Here is a 16,230-nt window from a genome sequence, read left to right as displayed (position 1 = left end):
CCAAGTAACGCTGTTAGCGTCGGAATGGTCCCACCCGGGACGGACCACGAAGGAGATGAAAACCATGCCTGTGTTCACCGTCGACGCGCCCAACGGGGCGACGCAGAACGCCAAGCAGACGATGTTGAAGGAGATCACCGACGCGCTCGATGAGGCCTACCACTTTCCCGACACGCGTGGCTGGCTGCGCGAGTACTCGGGTGAAAACGTATCCCAAGACGGCCGCGTGCAAGCCGAGCCAGTGCGGCCGGTGGTGTCCTTGGAGGCGCCGGAACTGGCCAGTCTGGACGCCAAACGCAAGCTGGTCCAAAAGATCGAGTCGGCCGTCGGCGCGGCCTATGACGGGATCGCCAATATCGAGGAAGTCCTCGTGCTGATCAACCACTACCCATTACGGGACGTCGGCTGGAGAGGGAGCCTTCAATCCGATAAGCCAGAAATTGTTGCCGCCGTTACCGCGCTGAATCGCTGAGATTCCCGCCCGGAAGCACGCTCGCTGTCCGACTCGGACCACGGTGCTGACACGGCATCTTGGTCCGAGTCGGTAGTAAGCAATCTTGTACCGCTTGCAAGGTCAAGGACAAAGCCGGCGGAATTCAACCATGAAGGGCACATGCGTCATGACCGATGCCAACGACGAAGTTATCGCAGAATTCCGCGCCAGCGCCGGGTTAGTGCTTGAGGCCATGGGTGGGCACTTCGATGGGGTGCAGTTGCTCCTGCTGCACACCACAGGCAGGCGCAGCGGCCGACACCACGTGATTCCCCTGGTGTACATCGAAGACGGTGAAAGATTCGTCGTCGCGGGCTCCAACGCCGGTGCGGACCGGGAGCCGGCCTGGGTGGCCAACGTTGTTGCCATGCCGGAGGTGGTCGTCGAGGTGGGTGAGCGGACACTGACCGCGAAGCCGACGGTCTTGCGGGACGGCCCGGAACGCGACCGCCTCCACGCCGTAATGGTGGCCTACTCCCCCGACATCCGCGAATACCAGACCCGGACCGACCGCACGTTCCCGCTCATCATCTTGGAGCCGGCCCCCACCTGATCCGCTGCCACTGTTGTTGAGGGTGGGCGCCTAGGCCGTCATCGGGTTGCGCGGCAGCGAGCAAACTTAACGAGAACGGCTGAGGCGACGCGAGTTTGACTGTTCTCAGGCGAGGCCAAGGTGCGACGCGGCGGCCGTGACTGCATCGTCGTCGATAGCGAGGGCCCGGACGCTGCGCACGCTTAGCGCACCGAGGGCACGGTCGAACAATGTCACCTGAATCCAGCTCGCCTCCAGAGTCGACCACCACCGGAGCCCGGCCGCATTGGAATGAAGTTCGAACTGACCGACAGCGTAGGCCTGGGTGGCTGAGCGCTGACCGGTCGCTACAACCGACGGGCGCAGTGATTCGGCCATCAGCACGCCAGGGTCGTCGAGGTCGATAAGCCTCGCCGCCTCTGCGAGCTCCAACTCAGCCAGCGCGAGCTGTCGACCCGAGCGAATGAGTAACTCGGACTGCAGGTCCCCCGTGCCACGGAATGGTGCGAGCATCTCGGCGACCGCCGAGACGGCCGCCTCGGCCACGTAGAGACAGCCGTACCGATCGGGAGCGTCGTGACGTCCGCTGCCCTGATATGCCCTGGGAATCCAGAGAGCATGGCCGGGGTTCCCGGCCGGGGCCGACGGATCCCATGGCAGGACCCGCCACAGTTTCATGCGAAACTACCGGCTCGCTCGTTTGCGATCGCGTCCAATACCTCTCGCGCCTGGCCGCGACGAATGAGATCCAACGGCCGGCGATCTCCCAAGCTCGGGTTCAATCCGACCAGCCAGCGCTCAGCGGCCTCAGTCGAATAAAGGCGCAACAAGTGCGCCATCACGAGCTCCAGCAGGTCCACCCGCGCCGCGTTGACGTCGTCGATCCCCTGGCCTCGGCGCCACCGCGTGATCTGCGCGGCGTTGACACCGAGCAGCTCAGCCAGACGCCGCTGCGAGCCGAAGTCACGGCTCAGGGCGGTTACCTTCTCTTCGGTTGACACAGGCACAAGTCCAATTTAGCGCAACATATTATGTTGCGCAGATCCGTGCAGCGACGGGGGCCGCCGGCATCGCGCCCCCCCTGGCAACCGCCCTCGACCACGCAGTTCAAACTTGTTGCTCATGACGATTGCGGAAGACGTCGAAGCCGAACGGGCGGCATTAACGGAGTCGTTGATCGAAGCCGGCGCGTCGGCTCGTACCGCATGTGGTGAGTGGACTGCGCTGGATCTCGCGGCCCACCTCGCAGCGGAAGAACGCATCGGTGGTGTGACGACCTTCGTCGCTCGATCGCTCGCGGTGCGTGGCGTTTCCGTGTCGGGCACGCCGAAACTCGTCGACACCGCCATTCGCCTTGAGCGACGCCACGGCTTCGCCGCACTGATCGACCGGTTGCGTCGACCCATGCCATGGCTGCTGTTACGGCCGCGGGTGGCGCCGCTGGCTCTGTTCGAATACTGGACGCATCACGAGGATCTCATCGCGCTCAATGACCTAGCCCATGCGGTACCGGCGACACTGGCGGAGGCCATTCCGCTACTGCTGCGCTATCAGCTCAAGAAGCTGCCCGCCGATATCCGGCTAACGGTCGGCACCAGCGATGGCATCCACCAGTGGTCCGTCGGCCCCACGTCGAGTGCAGAGGTGACGCTCGACGGCACTGCCGCGGACCTGATGCGATGGCTTGCGGGGCGTCGAACGCTGACCGAAATCACCATGACGGGTCCCGAAACCTACGTGCAGACCTTACGTGCGTTCGAGGGTCATGTATGACACCCGCAGCCCCAAGTGCAGGCCCCGACGCCGCGCGGTGTCGTGGTGATGCTTCAATACAGTTGGCGCTCTTCACAATAGACATTGCGTTGATGTCCGACGTTGGGGCGCTCGCCCAACCTCTTAAGCTAGCGCGATGAAGCGTTCGAGGGCCATCGAGCATCTCGTCGAGATGGCTAATGTCGCGTCGGAGTGGCGGGAGCTCAGTAACCGAGGTCAATGGGCCCTCAAGGAGATGTGGGTGGCCGGCGAGCTGCTGTCCTTCGCGCAGACCCTGGAGGCAGGGGTAGTCGTGCTTGTCCTCGATCTTCCCGCCGAGGAGCTCCCCTGGCTGGCCATGCACCCCACCGGGGAAGCGATCGGCCACCAACTGGGACTCGGTAAGCGGCCGTTTTTCTGGTGTTACCGACCGCGCACATGGCCGGTATGGACTTATCAGCATCGCCGGTTGGTGAGGTTCTGGTCCGGTGACAGCGGCCTCGATTCGTCTGCGATTGCGGCCCTTAAGTCACGGCGCCTTGACGGCCTGACCGCCGTGGAACCGTCCGACGACGAGCTGATGACACAGCTGCGGGCTGAGCTCATCGTCTCGCGGCAGCACCTTCGATCGGCGCTTGAGGGCTATTGGGACCGCGACTGGCGTCGGCGTCACAAAAGTTATGACGAATCGCCCGAGGATCACCTGTGGCGCGCAGCGACCGCTGTGTCAGAGATGCTGGACGTCGTTGGCAGGATGGCGAACTAATCCAGCCGCACAACCCTCGCGGCACCGGCCGGGCGGCTAAAAGGCGTGTGGCATAGTTGTGGCATGAATCGCATACGCTTGAGCACCACGGTTGACGCCGGGTTATTGAGCAGCGCGCGCAGCGCGCGGGCGGGTATCACCGACGCCGCCCTCATTGATGAGGCTCTCGGTGCCTTACTCGCTCGCCATCGATCGGCTGAAGTGGATGCGAGCTATGCCGCCTATGACGAGCACCCGGCCGATGAGCCTGATGAGTGGGGTGATTTGGCTTCGTGGCGGCGAGCGGCTGGAGCCTCGTGAGTGCACTGCCGGCACGCGGAGAGGTCTGGTGGTGTGAGACGGCCGAAATCGGCCGGCGCCCAGTTGTGGTGCTCTCGCGTGATGCGGCGATCCCTCGGCTTCGACGGGCACTCGTCGCTCCGTGCACCACGACCATCCGAGGGCTGGCAAGCGAAGTTGCTCTCGACCCTGATCTCGACCCAATCCCCCGACCGTCGGCGGTGAACCTGGACTCGGTCGAAAGCGTCTCCGTCGCGGTATTGGTCAGTCGGATTGGCCGGCTTTCGGAGACCCGGATGCGCGCGGTCTGCGTGGCGCTTGAGGTCGCGGTCGACTGCTCTGAATGACCGCGTCAACAGCGAACAACCGAGCGAGGCGGTTTCGACCGGAACGACAGGCCGGAATCATCGCAGCTTCTGCGCGAATTCGATGATGTTGCCGTCCGGGTCGGCGATGTGAAGCGTCCGTTCATGCCACGGTCGATCCACCGGTCCGCTGAGGATCTCAACGCCGAGCCCTCTCAACCGCTCCGCTTCGGCATCCACGTCTTCGATCCGGAAGCCGATCTCGCCGCAGGGCGGGTTGCCGCCTTCGCGACAGATGAGCTCGGGTAGCTTCGACCGTTCGAAAAGCGAGAACTTAGTGTTATCCATGTCGAACTCGATGTAGCCGTCGCCCTCGGTCCGTACCTTGAGCCCGAGCACTTTCCGGTAGAACGTCACCGACCGTTTGAGCGACTCGACATATTGGATGACGTAGTCCACGCGAGGCATGAAATACACCGTATCGACTTCCAGGCGCCTCGATCGTCTCCCGCAAATACCTGCTGCCCGCGCTACAACCGCGTTAGGCTCTTCGATGTCCGGCCACATCGTGCATCAGGAGTCCGCCATGAAGTCCGATGCAAAGGGGCTTAGCGAAGACGCCCGTCGGCTCCGCGAGTTCGCAGCATTCGACAAGTTCTCGGATGATGAGCTGGAGCGTCTCGTCCGAGCAGCAAATCGCACATCGACGAGGGTGCCATCGCCGCTGATTCATGAGCAGACTCCGTCGGATGCCTGCTACATCCTGCTCAGCGGGGAGGCCGGGGTGTACGTCGGCCAGGATCGCATTGCGGTAGTGGGGCCAGGCGAGATGATCGGGGAATCTGTGCTGCGCCGGGGGACGCTGCGTTCTGCGACCGTAACGACGACCGGCCCGGCCGATGTTCTGCGCATCGGGCGCGATGATCTCGTCGGATTGCTCGACGACATTCCCGCGCTGCGTGAAACCATGGACGCAACTGTCGCGCGCCACGTGCCCGTAGCTCCGCCACTGAAGCCAAAACCGCAACGCTCCAAGGTAAACGCCTCGGTGTCGACGGATTTGGTCGAGCGGTTCGAGCAGGCGGCCAACACCGCCGGTGTGAGTCTCGCGACCGCGCTCGGGGATGCGCTCACCCAGTGGATCGAACGGAGCAGCACAGCCGCTTCCCCGTAGCCTCCGGTAGTAGCTTGAGCTAAATATGCTGTCCCCCAGCACCTTCCATGACCGTTGCTCCGGCAGGCCGCGTCCGGTACGGTGCGCTCATGTGCGATCGAAACCGCCGCTTCCTCCTCCGCGAACGTCCCACCGGACGCATTGGCCCTGACACGTTCGAACTCACCGAGGAGGCGGTCCCCGAGATCGCCGACGGTGAGGCGCTGGTACGCGTCGACTGGATCTCACTCGATCCGACGAACCGCGCGTGGATCAACGACATGCCGTCGTACTTGCCGCCGGTCGGCATCGGCGAGGTTATGCGCGCAGGCGGGCTGGGTGAAGTGATCGCGTCGAAGAATCCGAACTATGCGGTCGGCCAGATCGTGCAGGGCCTTGTCGGGTGGCAGGAGTATGCGGTCGTCTCGGACGCGATGCCGTTGCTGCCGGTTGAGGTCGCCAAGGGCGTTTCCCCCAGCGCATATCTCGGCGCGCTCGGGATGACGGGCCTTACGGCGTGGATCGGGATCCGCGACATCGGCAAGCCTCAGCCGGGTGAGACGGTCGTCATCTCGGCCGCGGCCGGCGCGGTCGGCTCGGTTGCCGGCCAACTCGCCAAGGCCGATGGCGCGCGTGTTGTCGGAATCGTCGGCGGCCCCGAGAAGTGTGCGCTGCTGACCGAACAACTGGGGTTTGATGCGGCCGTCGACCACCGCGCAAACGACTGGGCCGCCCAGCTTGCCGCAGCGACACCTAACGGCATCGACGTCGACTTCGAGAACGTCGGCGGTGAAATCATGGATGCGGTCTTCGCGCGTCTCAACATTCGCGCACGCGTTGCGCTATGCGGGCTGATCTCCGGCTACAACTCGGCTGACCCGCCGCCTGGACCCCGCGCGTTCGGCAACCTGCTCGTCCAGCGTGCCACGTTGCAGGGGTTCATTGTTCTCGACCACTTCGGTCAGGCGTCAGAAGCAACCGCCGAGATCGCCGGCCTGATCGGCGAGGGCAGGCTCACGCCGCTCGAGACGGTCGTCGAGGGCTTTGAGCAGCTGCCGACGGCCATCAATATGCTGTTCGACGGCAAGAATGTCGGCAAGCTCGTCGTCAAAACAACCGGCTAGTTACTGCGGGTGGGTGGCCAGATAGTCGTCGACCGGAATCCGTGACGGCGCAGCGTAACCGACGGGTAGCAACACATCTCCCGCGGTCGTGTAGTAATAGACGTCCCAACGGTAATAGCCGTTAAACGCGATGGGATCGGCTGCGAGCACCGCTGCGTATTGGTTGACCGCCCGCACGTATTCGTTCGCGTGGTTGTACCGGTACAGGGCGTGATCACGGTTGGTGGCAAAGCCATTGGCCGCCAGGTAGCGGCCCGCTGCCAAGATGCTGTCGCGCGGTGACTGGATATCGCCGCCCTCGCCGTAGGCGCCGAACGTCGAGGGCAAGAACTGCATTGGGCCCTGCGCGCCGGCGGTGCTCGGCCCGACGATGCGCCCAAAGCCGGTTTCGATGAGGTTGATCGCGGCCAGGTAGGTCCAGTCGACGCCGGACTCCGACTCCGACTGGTGGTAGTAGCTCAGCAGCTCGTCGGCTGGGGCGGGCGGCTCGATGCGCCACGCGGGCAGCGTGTCTTTCACCTCTGCCATCGCCCGGAGCTGGCGGCGGGCGTCGATGTTGCGGTCGTAGACCTCGAGTAGCGACGGCGGGATGCGCGGTCGCGTGATTGCATCCCATTCGGGGTGTCGCCCGATGGCCCGATAGGCCGCCTGCTGGCGGCGCGCCGCCGTCACCAGCGTTCCCTCCGCCGTCGATGCATCACGCAGCGCGAGCTCGTCGGCGACAAGGTCGTCCGCCAGTTGCGCGGGGTCTGATGCCAGCTGTGGCTGCGCTCGCTCGGGCCTGCTCGGCGCCGCCGCCACCGTTGTGGTTGACACGAGCGTTGCAGCGGCTACTTGCTCTGTTGGCGGCGCAGTTGGCTTTGTACACCCGACGAGTGCGAACATGATCGTGCCGAGCACAAGCGGAACAACGACTACGCGGTTGCGGCTCACTGTGATCACTTCCGTCGAATCCACGCTGCGACAATAGGTTTCGTGAGTCAGTCGGCCAAGGCGCGTCCTATCATCAGCGGATCAGCCTGACCCACTGCGTCGCGATCTTTGTCATCGTAGTCAAACTTGTCTAGGAAGTGCCTCATGGCGTTGATCCGCGCACGCTTCTTATCGTTGCTTTTGACCACAATCCACGGCGCGAAATCGGTGTCGGTCGCGTCGAACATCTCCTCCTTAGCCGCGGTGTACGTGTCCCATCTGTTGATTGACTCGATGTCCATTGGCGAAAACTTCCACTGCCGGACCGGGTCAACCATTCGGATGGCGAACCGCGTGCGCTGCTCTGCCCGTGATACCGAGCACCAGAACTTGGTCAGGCTGATCCCGTCGTCGATGAGCAACTGCTCGAAAAGGGGCGCCTGCCGGATGAATTCGGCATATTGCTCGGGAGTGCAGAACCCCATCACCTTCTCCACACCTGCGCGGTTGTACCACGACCGGTCGAACAGCACTATCTCACCGCCTGCAGGCAGGTGGGCAATGTAGCGCTGAAAGTACCACTGGGTGTTTTCGCGTTCGCTGGGCTTATCCAGCGCCACTACCTTCGCGCCGCGTGGGTTCAGATGCTCCATGAATCGCTGAATCGTTCCGCCCTTACCAGCGGCATCGCGGCCCTCGAACAAGATCGCATGGCGAGCGCCAGTGCGTTTGGTCCATTTCTGCAACTTCAGCAGCTCGATCTGCAGCCGTCGCTTCAGCGGCTCATACTCGTCGCGCGGCATCCGCTCGTCGTAGGGATAGTTCTCGCGCCACGTGTCGACCGGGTTGCCGTCGCGGTCGAGCAGGACGGGAGCGTCGTCGTCCTCGTCGTCCACGGTGTACCCGTGTTCGCTGGTCGAAAGGTCATCCAGGTCAATGTCAGTCATCGGCAGACGCTATCCACAAAAATTATGGTGTCACTCCCGACGCTGAAACGCCCGGGTAATTGGTTGGAGCGCTCAGACGGTGAGCAGTCCTATGCCGAGTGAGGCCAGGCCCACCGCGAGCATCAACCCGCCGGCGTACACAAGAGCGATCAGCGCGTTGGGGCGCTCGCGACCTGCGCCCATCGATGAGAAGAAGAAGCCGCCGGGCATCAACAACGCCGCGATCGGCACCCCGATGCGTGATACCCAACCCCAGAAGCCGGCCATGTCCACGACCTCGGCGTAAAGCAACGCCGTTAACGACAGAATCAGCAACACTCCCGCGTGGGCATGCCCGGCACGCGCGAACGACATCTGAAACGGTGTGGCCGGGGCAGATCCACGCACCAGCTTCACCAGGTAGAGACCGCCAGTCTCCACGGTGACCAGGGACAGTAGCAAGATCCCGGCAAGGATCCGGGTGACATCAGACATCGAGTCGCCTCTCAATCGGATACTTTTGGTATCCAATTATTGGATACCTTCGCTACCTGATATGTCAAGATGGACTCATGCGACTGGCTGAGCTGTCCTCACGGAGCGGGGTCGCCGCTTCGACCATCAAGTACTACCTGCGGCTCGGGCTGCTTCAACGCGGTGAGTATCAGAGCAGCACCTGGGCGATGTACAACGATTCGCACCTGCGTCGGCTCGCTCTCATCCGCGCTTTGGTTGAGGTGGCCGGGCTGCCGCTCGAGGCGGTGCAGCGGGTCGTCGAGGTGGTCGACGACGAGTCGGTGCCGTTGCACCGCGCGCTCGGAACCGCGCAGTGGCTGCTGTCTCCCAGTCCCGCCGAGGCGCCAAGCGCCGGGTCGACGGAGCGTGTTGATGCCCTGCTTGCCCGGCACGGCTGGGAGTTGGCGGTCGACAGCCCGCACCGCGCCGTGCTCGCCGGCGCGCTCGACCGGCTCGACAACCTTGCATTCCCAGCCAGCGATACGCGGCTCGACCTGTACGCAGAGGCACTCGGCGAACTCGCGCCGAGCGAGGTGGAAGCGGTCACCGCCGAGGCCGAGCGCGCAACCGCGATCGAGCACCTGGTGATCGGAACCTTGCTCTACGAGCCGCTATTGGCCACGATGCGCCGGATGGCGCAGGAGGCCGAGTCGGCCCGCCGCGCCGGCCGCCCGTGACGTGATCCCTGGCTAGAGATCGCCGGTGAAATCAGCGCTGAGCCACCGGTCCGGCCGGATGGTGAATAACACGTTGTCCCCAGACTCGATGTCGCGAACGAATGCGCGCCCACCCTCCTCGCCGAGGTAACGGATGGCGATGGCTTCGCGCGCCTCGATTGGGCTAGGCGCGGTGCTGTCGACGACGGTGCCCTCGACGACCACGTACTGATAGGGCAGTTCTTCGCGTTGGACGACCAGAGTTACCGTGCCCGCGCGCTCGATGAGCCGAGCCTTGCGAGTAGCTGGCGAGGTGCTTATCCGGATGTTTCTTCCGGGCGTGTAGTCATACCAGATCGGGACACTGGCCGGCGGCCGGCCGTCGGTGGCTGCAACCGACAGCACGGCGACGTGCTTGGCTGCGAGGAACTCCTGGCATTCGGTTTCGCTGAAGCGTTTCACGCCGACTGAGAACGCACAGCCCGACGTTCTATTCCCCGGCCGTTGACCTGGAGTTGGCAGTATCTGGCAGCTCGCCACATGGATCTGGCAGCACCATTGAACTTCGATTTTGGCTAGATCCTGAATACCGACTATTCGAGGAGGAGCGACCGACATGGCAGAGCTCGCACTCAAGCAGGCCACGATCGAATATCAGGAATTCGGGCCGCAGGATTCGGCGCACACCGTGCTGTTCGTTCACGGCATCCTGGTCGACGGGCGACTATGGCGCGACGTCGTCGAGGGATTGACGCTTCGCGGTTTTCGCTGCATTGTTCCCACGTGGCCGCTGGGCTCACACACCATCCCGGTTAACGATGCCGCCGCACTCTCGCTATCCGGCGTCGCGGAGATGATCAACGACGCGATTGTCGCTCTTGACTTGTCCGATGTGACACTGGTCGGCAGCGATACCGGAGGAGGGTTGTGTCAGCTGGTGGTCGACGACTATCCGGACCGAATCGGCCGCCTAGTGCTCACCAACTGCGACGCCTTCGACCAGTGCCCGCCCTACCCGTTCGACATCGCGTTCGGCCTGCTTCGCGGACCGATGTCGATCAAGTCGCTGTTCGGACTAATGCGGTTGCAGACGCTGCGCCATTCGCCACTCGGCTTCGGCCTGCTGTCCAGCCAGCCCGATCCACACCTCACCTCCGCATGGCTGCAACCCTGCCTGCGGGACTCACGCATCTGCCGCGACCTTGCGGCGCTGCTGCGTCAGGTGGCCACCGCCGATCTCACCGACGTGGCGACGCGCCTCCCCCGGTTTACCGGGCCGGTGACGCTGGTGTGGGGCCAGCGGGACCGCTGCTTCACCCCGGACCTGGGTCGACGCCTGGCCGGGCTATTCAGCAATGGCAAGCTGATCGAGGTTCCCGACGCGAAAACCTTTGTTGCCCTCGATGATCCCTCCGCAGTCATCGAGGCGATTGCCGCGAGCGCTGCCTAGAAATCCGACTCCTCAACAAAGCGCTACAGCAGACCCGGCAAAGAGTCGGCCCCATTCATGACGAGCCGCTGACTGGGCATCGATGAAGCTGTGAGACGATTTTCCGCCGCCACCCGCGAGATGGACCAGCGCCCAAGCCATCGCGAACACCGGCATCTGATGACGTTGTGCCGCACCGAGCAGTTCGTGCAATGCCGTCTCCGAAGTGCACCGGCGAAGGCCGATCAGGATCCCTTGCGCCGTGTCCAGGATACGACCGCTCTGCAGATCAGAAGTCATTTGGGGGTGAGCCCAGTTCGTCATCATGCCGTGCTTACCTCCTGTTGATCCGTTCTGATGTCTGCTACCCGCATTGCGGACGAAGAATCCCCGTGCACGCCTGTCCCTCGCGCGCATGCCGCTATTGCACCCTGTGCCATGATTTGGGTATCGATGCCGTTGCGCCAGATCACCGTACGCATCGGTATGTACCTGTGATCGCCTTGAGACGTACCGGCAGCATCAGATAGGCCACACCTCGCGCCGCCAGGCGGCGTCCCAGAACATCCACTCATAGCGGACGGTGGTGGCGAAATGTGCCCGGGCGCGGGCTTCTTCGGTAGTGCATAGGGTCTGACCGACGTCGTCGGCCAGCGCCAGCACCTCGGCGACGGTGGTCCGATACTCGTCGTCGGCGTAGGTGTCGATCCAGCGCTGGTAGCGCGGATCGGGCGAGCCGCGCTTGACCAACTCGGACCCCACCTCCGCATAGATCCAGTAGCACGGCAGGACTGCGGCGAACCCCTCGGCGAAGGTGCCGCCGTACGCGGTGGCGAGTAAATAGCTGGTGTAGGCGCGGGTCGTCGGTGCGACCGGCATGGCGTCGAGGCTTTGGAGGCCCAGCTCGGGCAACAGCGATTCGTGCAGAGCGAGCTCGACGTCGACGATGCTGGCGGCGTGCCGCGCAAACATGCCGACACGATCGTGGGTCGGCGCCTTGCTGCCCACGATGGTCAGCGCGCGGGCAAAGTCGTGCAGGTAGTGCGCATCCTGGGCGACGTAGTGGGCGAAGATGGCCGGGTCCAGGCGGCCGTCGGTAAGCCCCGTTAGGAACGGGTGCTCCAGGATCGCCGCATAGGTACCGGCTGCCTCGGCCCACAGCCTTTCCGTCCAACCATTCCGCATCACAGCCCCGCTTCGGGTGGGTCAATCAATGTCCGAAAGCTCGCCGCCGGATAGACGGATGCGCCTGAGTTTCGGACTCGATCGGCCAACGCGATGTCCGATGTCACGACGGTGATTTCCTGGGGTTGACCGTCGCCGCGGACCAGCCGGACGATCTCGTCGTCACCGGAGTTCGCGGCCGCTTTGGGTGCGTGGGCTACCTCGATCACCGATGAGCGAATCGGCGGTGTGGTCGGGCGCTCGAAGACCACCGTCACCTGGTGGTCTTCCGCCGAGGCCCATCGCTCGAGCTGCTCGACGAGCCGGGCCATCGCCCGGGGGCGGTCCTTCCACCAACCGTCCGGGCGACTCCCGATCACGTTCATGGCGTCGACGATCCACCGCATCTGTGCGACGGTACGGGCAAAGGCTTTAACGCACACCCAATGCGCCGCTGAGGTATTCAGCGCGGCACGCTCGTCGAGCCAGTTTGCCGCTGGTCGTGCGTGGGATGGCACCTGCCGGACGTAAGCGCACATCGGCGGCGGCTAGCCCATGGCGGTCCGATACCGCCGCCCTGATCGCGTCGATCGCCGGCTGCGGATCAGCGCGGCTGGTTCCCACCGCGCGTTCGGCGATGATGACCAGGCGCGGGCCGGTGTCGCCGGTATCGGCTCCCGGCAATTCAATGGCCGGTGCGGAAAACGCCGCGACATAGCCACGTCGCACCATCGGCGAAGCCTCCGCGGTAGTGGCCTCGATGTCCTGCGGGTAATGGTTGCGGCCGTCAACGGTCACCAGGTCCACAATTCGGCCGGTGACGTAGAGCTGCCCGTCGAGATACATCCCCAGGTCCCCGGTCCGCAGCCAGGTGCCTTCGATCGGTGAGCCATCGGCGTGGCTGCCTTCCCTGAGCCGCAACTGCAGCTTGGCGCCGAACGCCTGCCGGGTATCGTTTGGACGCTCCCAGTAACCGCGACCAATGTTGTTGCCTTGCAGCCAAATTTCGCCGACCCGACCGTCAGGCAGTTCCTCGTCGGTGTCGTGGTCGACGATCACAGCCCACTGGCTGCGAGCGACCCGACCGCACGACACGTGTGCCACGGCGTTCTGGGCGTCCGCCGGCACACGCGTGGCGTGCCCGGCGGTCAGTTGCTCGCGGTCGAAGTAGGCAACGGTCGCCTCGGCAGTGGGGTCGATAGTCGAGACGAACAAGGTCGCCTCTGCCATGCCGTAGGAGGGTTTGATCGCCGTGGGTGGCAGCCCATAGGGGGCGAACGCATCGCGGAATGTGGTTATCGCATCGATGCTGACCGGCTCGGATCCGATGATCATCACGACATTGCTCAGGTCGACATTCTCCCCGGGTGCGGGCAGACCGCGCTGCGCCGTCCACTCGTAGGCGAAGTTCGGTGCGGCGGTGACCACACGCCCATGTCGCGATTCAGCGGCCAACGCGTGAATCCACCGCTGCGGCCGTCGGACAAAGGCAGCGGGTGACATTAGGGTGGAATGTCCGCCATATACCGCCGGGAAGCCGATCATCGACAGACCCATGTCGTGGTAGAGCGGTAACCAACTGACGCCATGGGTGTTTCGGTCAAGCAGGTCGATCGACAGGATCATCTGCAGCAGGTTGGTGCCAACCGCGCGGTGGGTGATTTCCACGCCCACCGGGGGCCGGGTCGAGCCCGACGTGTATTGCAAGTGGGAGATATCGTCGAGGCCCAACTCGACATCCACGAACGCATGCCCCGCGGAGTCGGGAATCTCGTCGATGACGATGACTTCGGGCCTTCGAAGATGCGAGAGCTTCTGCAGAAACGTCTGGACGGCTTCGATCGCCGCCGTTGTCGTGAGGACCACCGCGGGTTCTGAATCACGCAGCGCTGTCTCGAGCCGTTCGGCGTGGCCGGGTAATTCCGGCGCGAACAACGGCACCGCAATGGCGCCCGCCTTGACCGCTGCGAAGAAGCCGGCGACATAATCGATGCCCTGCGGTGCCAGGACCGCTACCCGATCACCGCACGCTGCCACGTGTTGCAGGCGTGCACTGATGGCTTGCAGTCGGACGCCGAATTGGGACCAGGTCACTTCGACGGCATGCCCGTCGACGGCGCCGGTGTAGTCCAAGTAGCGATATGCCACCGAATCGCCGACGTGGGCGATGTTGCGGTCGATCAGAGAGATCAACGTGACGCCTGGCGGCAACACAATGCCGCCTTGGGCATCCAGGCAGTCCTCGATCTGTAGCAGCCCCATGACCCGCAGTCTAGGAGCCCGAGCCGTCAGCCCCTGCTAGCTGCGAGGACCATGTGGCGCTTCACAGCGCCGACTCGTGGAGGACCAGACTGATGAAGACATAAGCCATGCACATGAGCAGGTTCATCGAGGCGAGCACCAAGCCGGCGACGATGAGCCACTGAATAGCGCTGCGCCGGCCGCGCGTGACCTTTGCGTGGCGCTGCTGGCGCTCTATCTCTGTTGCGGCCAGCGCGAAGTTCACATCGACGTACTCATCAGAAACCAATGGCGCACCGGCCGCGATTTCCAGCAGGCGCGTCGCTGGGATTCCAACTCCCACACCGGCGAAGCTCCGGCTCATTCGCCGCGCTTGTCTGCGGCTGAGCATTCGGTGTCGTGCGACGTGGCGTTGCGGCGGACTATCCCATTCGTCACCCCAGAGGTTCGACGAGACCGTCATGAGGGATGACTTTAACCGGGTTGGTCCGCAACGGGCTCGTTCACGGAGGACAAGTCGGGAAAACTGTCGGATCGGTCGACACATCCGCCACTTTGGCGTCCTTCTGTCTAATGCCGCCCCTCGCGAACCTTGTATGTGGCAGGCCACGACTTTCGAGACTCGTCTCCCACCAGCGGGGTTCCCAACCCGCCGACCTTGACGTCGTAGGCCTCCTTACCGGAACCGACTTCGCGGTTGGCGTGCTGCTGAGCCAGGTAGTACAGCTCATCAATGGTGGCTTCGTCGTAGGCGACGAAGGTCGTCTTACGGGGCGCGTTGTCGACCTCGGCGCCGAGTCGGTCGGTCAAGATTCTCGACGTCAGCGCTCCCAGCGCCAACAGCGAGAACGGGACCACCCAGTAGCAGGTGAACGCTCCAGTCGTCGTCGCGTCGAGAATCGTGGCGCCGCCGTGCACGATCGGCGGGATCAATGACGACACCGTCATGGCGCCGAAAATCGCGATCCAAATCCACGTCAGCAGCGTCGTTACCCGAACGAAGGGTTCGCTTTTGACCGCGTCGGCGGGCTGGTCAATCTCGGCCAACTCGCGCGCGAAGGGCTTGCCGACCAGCGCCCCGGCAATGGCCACCAGGAAGATCCCGGCGCTGCTCAGCGGCTGAATCCATCGCTCCAGGAACGGCTGACTGGACGTAAACGTCACAACCGCTAACACCAGAAATATGGCGACAGTGCCGATTTCGAACGTGCGCACCGGCATGCGTCGTCCCCATCCGGCCAAGACAGCGACAAGCGCGATGGCCAACGCAACCAGTACAGACGTACCGAAAGGGACGTTGCCGACAAGCACCCAATAGACGATCCACGGCGCAAAGCCATACAGAATGCCCACGAGGGGTCAGTGTATGGCCAGGCGTGAGCGCCCCATCGGGTGCGCCGGATATGGTTGGTCGGAGACGAATCAACTGTGGGGCGGTGACTGTCCATGCGCTACAACCCTCCGCCGAACTGGCCCAAGCCGCCTGAGGGTTGGGTACCGGCACCTGACTGGTCGCCGGACCCATCCTGGCCGTCTCCCCCGCCCGGTTGGAAACTCTGGATCGACGATGCCGGCAGCCCCCAGCGAACGAAGTCCGCGTTGAATCGGATTGAGCGGAGCGGCGACGATGTGGAGTATTTCGGCGATGACCGCGCCTGGTCGGAGGCTGCTGAGTCCGAGGCTTCGGAGCAGTCACTGTCTGCCGAGCAACTGAACGCGGAGCAGCCATCGGCGTCGTCGCGTCCTGTCGAGGTCGCGCCAGAGGACTTATCCGCGCATCACCTGGGCTGCCACACCGCGATCAGGTGGGACGATGAACACCGTTACGACATCGGGACGATCATGGCCATATCGGCAAATTCAGACGCGATCAGCGTCAAACTGGCCGGACTCGACTCGCCGGTGTCGTTCGTACGAGACGCGCAGCGCCGTGACTCCGCCAATCCCCGCCTGTACGTATGGCTTTGAATTTGACCCGGGAT

General features: G+C 63.8%; 23 protein-coding genes and 1 pseudogene. 11 read left to right on the top strand and 13 right to left on the bottom strand.

What is annotated here, in order from left to right:
* Window positions 1-64 precede the first annotated feature (64 nt).
* Both AC5Y5W_RS14110 and AC5Y5W_RS14105 read left to right on the top strand, forming a co-directional pair.
* Window positions 65-472 carry a tautomerase family protein gene (locus AC5Y5W_RS14110; protein ID WP_500010242.1) on the top strand — a complete coding sequence of 136 codons (408 nt, stop codon included), beginning with the start codon at window positions 65-67 and terminating at the stop codon, window positions 470-472.
* Between the two features lie 130 nt (window positions 473-602).
* Window positions 603-1,046 (top strand): nitroreductase/quinone reductase family protein, encoded by a 444-nt coding sequence (locus AC5Y5W_RS14105; protein ID WP_500010241.1) that lies wholly within the window; start codon window positions 603-605, stop codon window positions 1,044-1,046.
* A 105-nt stretch (window positions 1,047-1,151) separates the two neighbouring features.
* Here AC5Y5W_RS14105 and AC5Y5W_RS14100 read toward each other — a convergent pair whose 3' ends face one another.
* Together AC5Y5W_RS14100 and AC5Y5W_RS14095 are read right to left on the bottom strand one after the other, a co-directional pair.
* On the bottom strand, window positions 1,152-1,703 hold the full coding sequence (locus AC5Y5W_RS14100; protein ID WP_500010240.1) for an RES domain-containing protein: 552 nt from the start codon (window positions 1,701-1,703) through the stop codon (window positions 1,152-1,154).
* Window positions 1,700-2,032, bottom strand: coding sequence for an antitoxin Xre/MbcA/ParS toxin-binding domain-containing protein (locus tag AC5Y5W_RS14095; RefSeq protein WP_500010239.1), 333 nt, complete (start codon window positions 2,030-2,032; stop codon window positions 1,700-1,702). The genes AC5Y5W_RS14100 and AC5Y5W_RS14095 overlap by 4 nt, the downstream gene beginning before the upstream one ends.
* 115 nt (window positions 2,033-2,147) lie before the next feature.
* Here AC5Y5W_RS14095 and AC5Y5W_RS14090 point away from each other — a divergent pair, with 115 nt between their 5' ends.
* From AC5Y5W_RS14090 to AC5Y5W_RS14075, 4 genes and pseudogenes are all read left to right on the top strand, one after another.
* Window positions 2,148-2,798: a maleylpyruvate isomerase family mycothiol-dependent enzyme gene (locus AC5Y5W_RS14090; RefSeq protein WP_500010238.1), complete on the top strand. Its 651-nt coding sequence runs from the start codon at window positions 2,148-2,150 to the stop codon at window positions 2,796-2,798.
* A gap of 136 nt (window positions 2,799-2,934) precedes the next feature.
* A complete protein-coding gene (locus tag AC5Y5W_RS14085) occupies window positions 2,935-3,543 on the top strand; it encodes a DUF7711 family protein (protein ID WP_500010237.1) in 609 nt (202 codons plus the stop codon).
* A 42-nt stretch (window positions 3,544-3,585) separates the two neighbouring features.
* Window positions 3,586-3,843: pseudogene (locus tag AC5Y5W_RS14080) on the top strand (type II toxin-antitoxin system antitoxin MazE5); the annotation flags it as partial.
* Window positions 3,840-4,169: a type II toxin-antitoxin system PemK/MazF family toxin gene (locus AC5Y5W_RS14075; protein WP_500010236.1), complete on the top strand. Its 330-nt coding sequence runs from the start codon at window positions 3,840-3,842 to the stop codon at window positions 4,167-4,169. The pseudogene AC5Y5W_RS14080 and the gene AC5Y5W_RS14075, both read left to right, overlap by 4 nt.
* Before the next feature lie 57 nt (window positions 4,170-4,226).
* On the opposite strand, the gene AC5Y5W_RS14070 is transcribed toward AC5Y5W_RS14075, so the two are convergent.
* Window positions 4,227-4,595 (bottom strand): VOC family protein, encoded by a 369-nt coding sequence (locus AC5Y5W_RS14070; protein ID WP_500010235.1) that lies wholly within the window; start codon window positions 4,593-4,595, stop codon window positions 4,227-4,229.
* An 85-nt stretch (window positions 4,596-4,680) separates the two neighbouring features.
* Here AC5Y5W_RS14070 and AC5Y5W_RS14065 point away from each other — a divergent pair, with 85 nt between their 5' ends.
* Together AC5Y5W_RS14065 and AC5Y5W_RS14060 are read left to right on the top strand one after the other, a co-directional pair.
* On the top strand, window positions 4,681-5,301 hold the full coding sequence (locus AC5Y5W_RS14065; RefSeq protein ID WP_500022380.1) for a Crp/Fnr family transcriptional regulator: 621 nt from the start codon (window positions 4,681-4,683) through the stop codon (window positions 5,299-5,301).
* Window positions 5,302-5,390: 89 nt separating this feature from the next.
* Window positions 5,391-6,404 carry an NADP-dependent oxidoreductase gene (locus AC5Y5W_RS14060; protein ID WP_500010233.1) on the top strand — a complete coding sequence of 338 codons (1,014 nt, stop codon included), beginning with the start codon at window positions 5,391-5,393 and terminating at the stop codon, window positions 6,402-6,404.
* On the opposite strand, the gene AC5Y5W_RS14055 is transcribed toward AC5Y5W_RS14060, so the two are convergent.
* From AC5Y5W_RS14055 to AC5Y5W_RS14045, 3 genes are all read right to left on the bottom strand, one after another.
* Window positions 6,405-7,337 carry a lytic transglycosylase domain-containing protein gene (locus AC5Y5W_RS14055; protein WP_500010337.1) on the bottom strand — a complete coding sequence of 311 codons (933 nt, stop codon included), beginning with the start codon at window positions 7,335-7,337 and terminating at the stop codon, window positions 6,405-6,407.
* Window positions 7,338-7,384: 47 nt separating this feature from the next.
* A complete protein-coding gene (ppk2, locus tag AC5Y5W_RS14050) occupies window positions 7,385-8,263 on the bottom strand; it encodes a polyphosphate kinase 2 (protein ID WP_500010232.1) in 879 nt (292 codons plus the stop codon).
* Between the two features lie 72 nt (window positions 8,264-8,335).
* Window positions 8,336-8,737 (bottom strand): hypothetical protein, encoded by a 402-nt coding sequence (locus AC5Y5W_RS14045; protein WP_500010231.1) that lies wholly within the window; start codon window positions 8,735-8,737, stop codon window positions 8,336-8,338.
* A gap of 77 nt (window positions 8,738-8,814) precedes the next feature.
* Here AC5Y5W_RS14045 and AC5Y5W_RS14040 point away from each other — a divergent pair, with 77 nt between their 5' ends.
* Window positions 8,815-9,435 carry a MerR family transcriptional regulator gene (locus AC5Y5W_RS14040; protein ID WP_500010230.1) on the top strand — a complete coding sequence of 207 codons (621 nt, stop codon included), beginning with the start codon at window positions 8,815-8,817 and terminating at the stop codon, window positions 9,433-9,435.
* A 12-nt stretch (window positions 9,436-9,447) separates the two neighbouring features.
* Here the strand turns inward: AC5Y5W_RS14040 and AC5Y5W_RS14035 are convergent, their stop codons facing one another.
* The gene (locus AC5Y5W_RS14035; protein ID WP_500010229.1) at window positions 9,448-9,876 is read right to left on the bottom strand and encodes a pyridoxamine 5'-phosphate oxidase family protein; all 429 of its coding nucleotides are present in this window, start codon (window positions 9,874-9,876) and stop codon (window positions 9,448-9,450) included.
* Window positions 9,877-10,030: 154 nt separating this feature from the next.
* Here AC5Y5W_RS14035 and AC5Y5W_RS14030 point away from each other — a divergent pair, with 154 nt between their 5' ends.
* Window positions 10,031-10,864, top strand: a complete 834-nt coding sequence (locus AC5Y5W_RS14030) for an alpha/beta fold hydrolase (protein ID WP_500010228.1) — start codon at window positions 10,031-10,033, stop codon at window positions 10,862-10,864.
* Between the two features lie 12 nt (window positions 10,865-10,876).
* Here AC5Y5W_RS14030 and AC5Y5W_RS14025 read toward each other — a convergent pair whose 3' ends face one another.
* From AC5Y5W_RS14025 to AC5Y5W_RS14000, 6 genes are all read right to left on the bottom strand, one after another.
* Window positions 10,877-11,170 (bottom strand): ANTAR domain-containing protein, encoded by a 294-nt coding sequence (locus AC5Y5W_RS14025; protein WP_500010227.1) that lies wholly within the window; start codon window positions 11,168-11,170, stop codon window positions 10,877-10,879.
* A gap of 195 nt (window positions 11,171-11,365) precedes the next feature.
* Window positions 11,366-12,028 carry a thiaminase II gene (gene tenA, locus AC5Y5W_RS14020; protein WP_500010226.1) on the bottom strand — a complete coding sequence of 221 codons (663 nt, stop codon included), beginning with the start codon at window positions 12,026-12,028 and terminating at the stop codon, window positions 11,366-11,368.
* A complete protein-coding gene (locus tag AC5Y5W_RS14015; protein ID WP_500010225.1) occupies window positions 12,028-12,414 on the bottom strand; it encodes an NYN domain-containing protein in 387 nt (128 codons plus the stop codon). The genes tenA and AC5Y5W_RS14015 overlap by 1 nt, the downstream gene beginning before the upstream one ends.
* A 25-nt stretch (window positions 12,415-12,439) precedes the next feature.
* Entirely contained in the window at window positions 12,440-14,269 is a 1,830-nt protein-coding gene (locus AC5Y5W_RS14010) for a fatty acyl-AMP ligase (RefSeq protein ID WP_500010224.1), read from the bottom strand.
* 61 nt (window positions 14,270-14,330) lie between these two features.
* Window positions 14,331-14,711: a hypothetical protein gene (locus AC5Y5W_RS14005; RefSeq protein WP_500010223.1), complete on the bottom strand. Its 381-nt coding sequence runs from the start codon at window positions 14,709-14,711 to the stop codon at window positions 14,331-14,333.
* A gap of 107 nt (window positions 14,712-14,818) precedes the next feature.
* Window positions 14,819-15,601, bottom strand: a complete 783-nt coding sequence (locus AC5Y5W_RS14000; RefSeq protein ID WP_500010222.1) for a DUF3159 domain-containing protein — start codon at window positions 15,599-15,601, stop codon at window positions 14,819-14,821.
* Window positions 15,602-15,847: 246 nt separating this feature from the next.
* On the opposite strand from AC5Y5W_RS14000, the gene AC5Y5W_RS13995 reads away from it, so the two are divergent.
* Window positions 15,848-16,216 carry a hypothetical protein gene (locus AC5Y5W_RS13995; RefSeq protein ID WP_500022379.1) on the top strand — a complete coding sequence of 123 codons (369 nt, stop codon included), beginning with the start codon at window positions 15,848-15,850 and terminating at the stop codon, window positions 16,214-16,216.
* Window positions 16,217-16,230 lie beyond the last annotated feature (14 nt).

Source organism: Mycobacterium sp. NGS51, from assembly GCF_059812525.1.
Note: the sequence above shows the minus strand (reverse complement) of the source record. Positions and strands in the feature narration are given on the sequence as shown.

What these genes read in the sequence shown, in the direction of transcription:
- AC5Y5W_RS14045 (WP_500010231.1), bottom strand. Translation starts at nt 8,737, where the DNA reads ATGTCTGATGTCACCCGGATCCTTGCCGGGATCTTGCTACTGTCCCTG.
- AC5Y5W_RS14025 (WP_500010227.1), bottom strand. Translation starts at nt 11,170, where the DNA reads ATGATGACGAACTGGGCTCACCCCCAAATGACTTCTGATCTGCAGAGC.
- AC5Y5W_RS14015 (WP_500010225.1), bottom strand. Translation starts at nt 12,414, where the DNA reads ATGCGGTGGATCGTCGACGCCATGAACGTGATCGGGAGTCGCCCGGAC.
- AC5Y5W_RS14085 (WP_500010237.1), top strand. Translation starts at nt 2,935, where the DNA reads ATGAAGCGTTCGAGGGCCATCGAGCATCTCGTCGAGATGGCTAATGTC.
- tenA (WP_500010226.1), bottom strand. Translation starts at nt 12,028, where the DNA reads ATGCGGAATGGTTGGACGGAAAGGCTGTGGGCCGAGGCAGCCGGTACC.
- ppk2 (WP_500010232.1), bottom strand. Translation starts at nt 8,263, where the DNA reads ATGACTGACATTGACCTGGATGACCTTTCGACCAGCGAACACGGGTAC.
- AC5Y5W_RS14090 (WP_500010238.1), top strand. Translation starts at nt 2,148, where the DNA reads ATGACGATTGCGGAAGACGTCGAAGCCGAACGGGCGGCATTAACGGAG.
- AC5Y5W_RS14010 (WP_500010224.1), bottom strand. Translation starts at nt 14,269, where the DNA reads ATGGGGCTGCTACAGATCGAGGACTGCCTGGATGCCCAAGGCGGCATT.
- AC5Y5W_RS14060 (WP_500010233.1), top strand. Translation starts at nt 5,391, where the DNA reads ATGTGCGATCGAAACCGCCGCTTCCTCCTCCGCGAACGTCCCACCGGA.
- AC5Y5W_RS14070 (WP_500010235.1), bottom strand. Translation starts at nt 4,595, where the DNA reads ATGCCTCGCGTGGACTACGTCATCCAATATGTCGAGTCGCTCAAACGG.
- AC5Y5W_RS14110 (WP_500010242.1), top strand. Translation starts at nt 65, where the DNA reads ATGCCTGTGTTCACCGTCGACGCGCCCAACGGGGCGACGCAGAACGCC.
- AC5Y5W_RS14030 (WP_500010228.1), top strand. Translation starts at nt 10,031, where the DNA reads ATGGCAGAGCTCGCACTCAAGCAGGCCACGATCGAATATCAGGAATTC.
- AC5Y5W_RS14065 (WP_500022380.1), top strand. Translation starts at nt 4,681, where the DNA reads ATGTCCGGCCACATCGTGCATCAGGAGTCCGCCATGAAGTCCGATGCA.
- AC5Y5W_RS14005 (WP_500010223.1), bottom strand. Translation starts at nt 14,711, where the DNA reads ATGACGGTCTCGTCGAACCTCTGGGGTGACGAATGGGATAGTCCGCCG.
- AC5Y5W_RS14040 (WP_500010230.1), top strand. Translation starts at nt 8,815, where the DNA reads ATGCGACTGGCTGAGCTGTCCTCACGGAGCGGGGTCGCCGCTTCGACC.
- AC5Y5W_RS14105 (WP_500010241.1), top strand. Translation starts at nt 603, where the DNA reads ATGAAGGGCACATGCGTCATGACCGATGCCAACGACGAAGTTATCGCA.
- AC5Y5W_RS14100 (WP_500010240.1), bottom strand. Translation starts at nt 1,703, where the DNA reads ATGAAACTGTGGCGGGTCCTGCCATGGGATCCGTCGGCCCCGGCCGGG.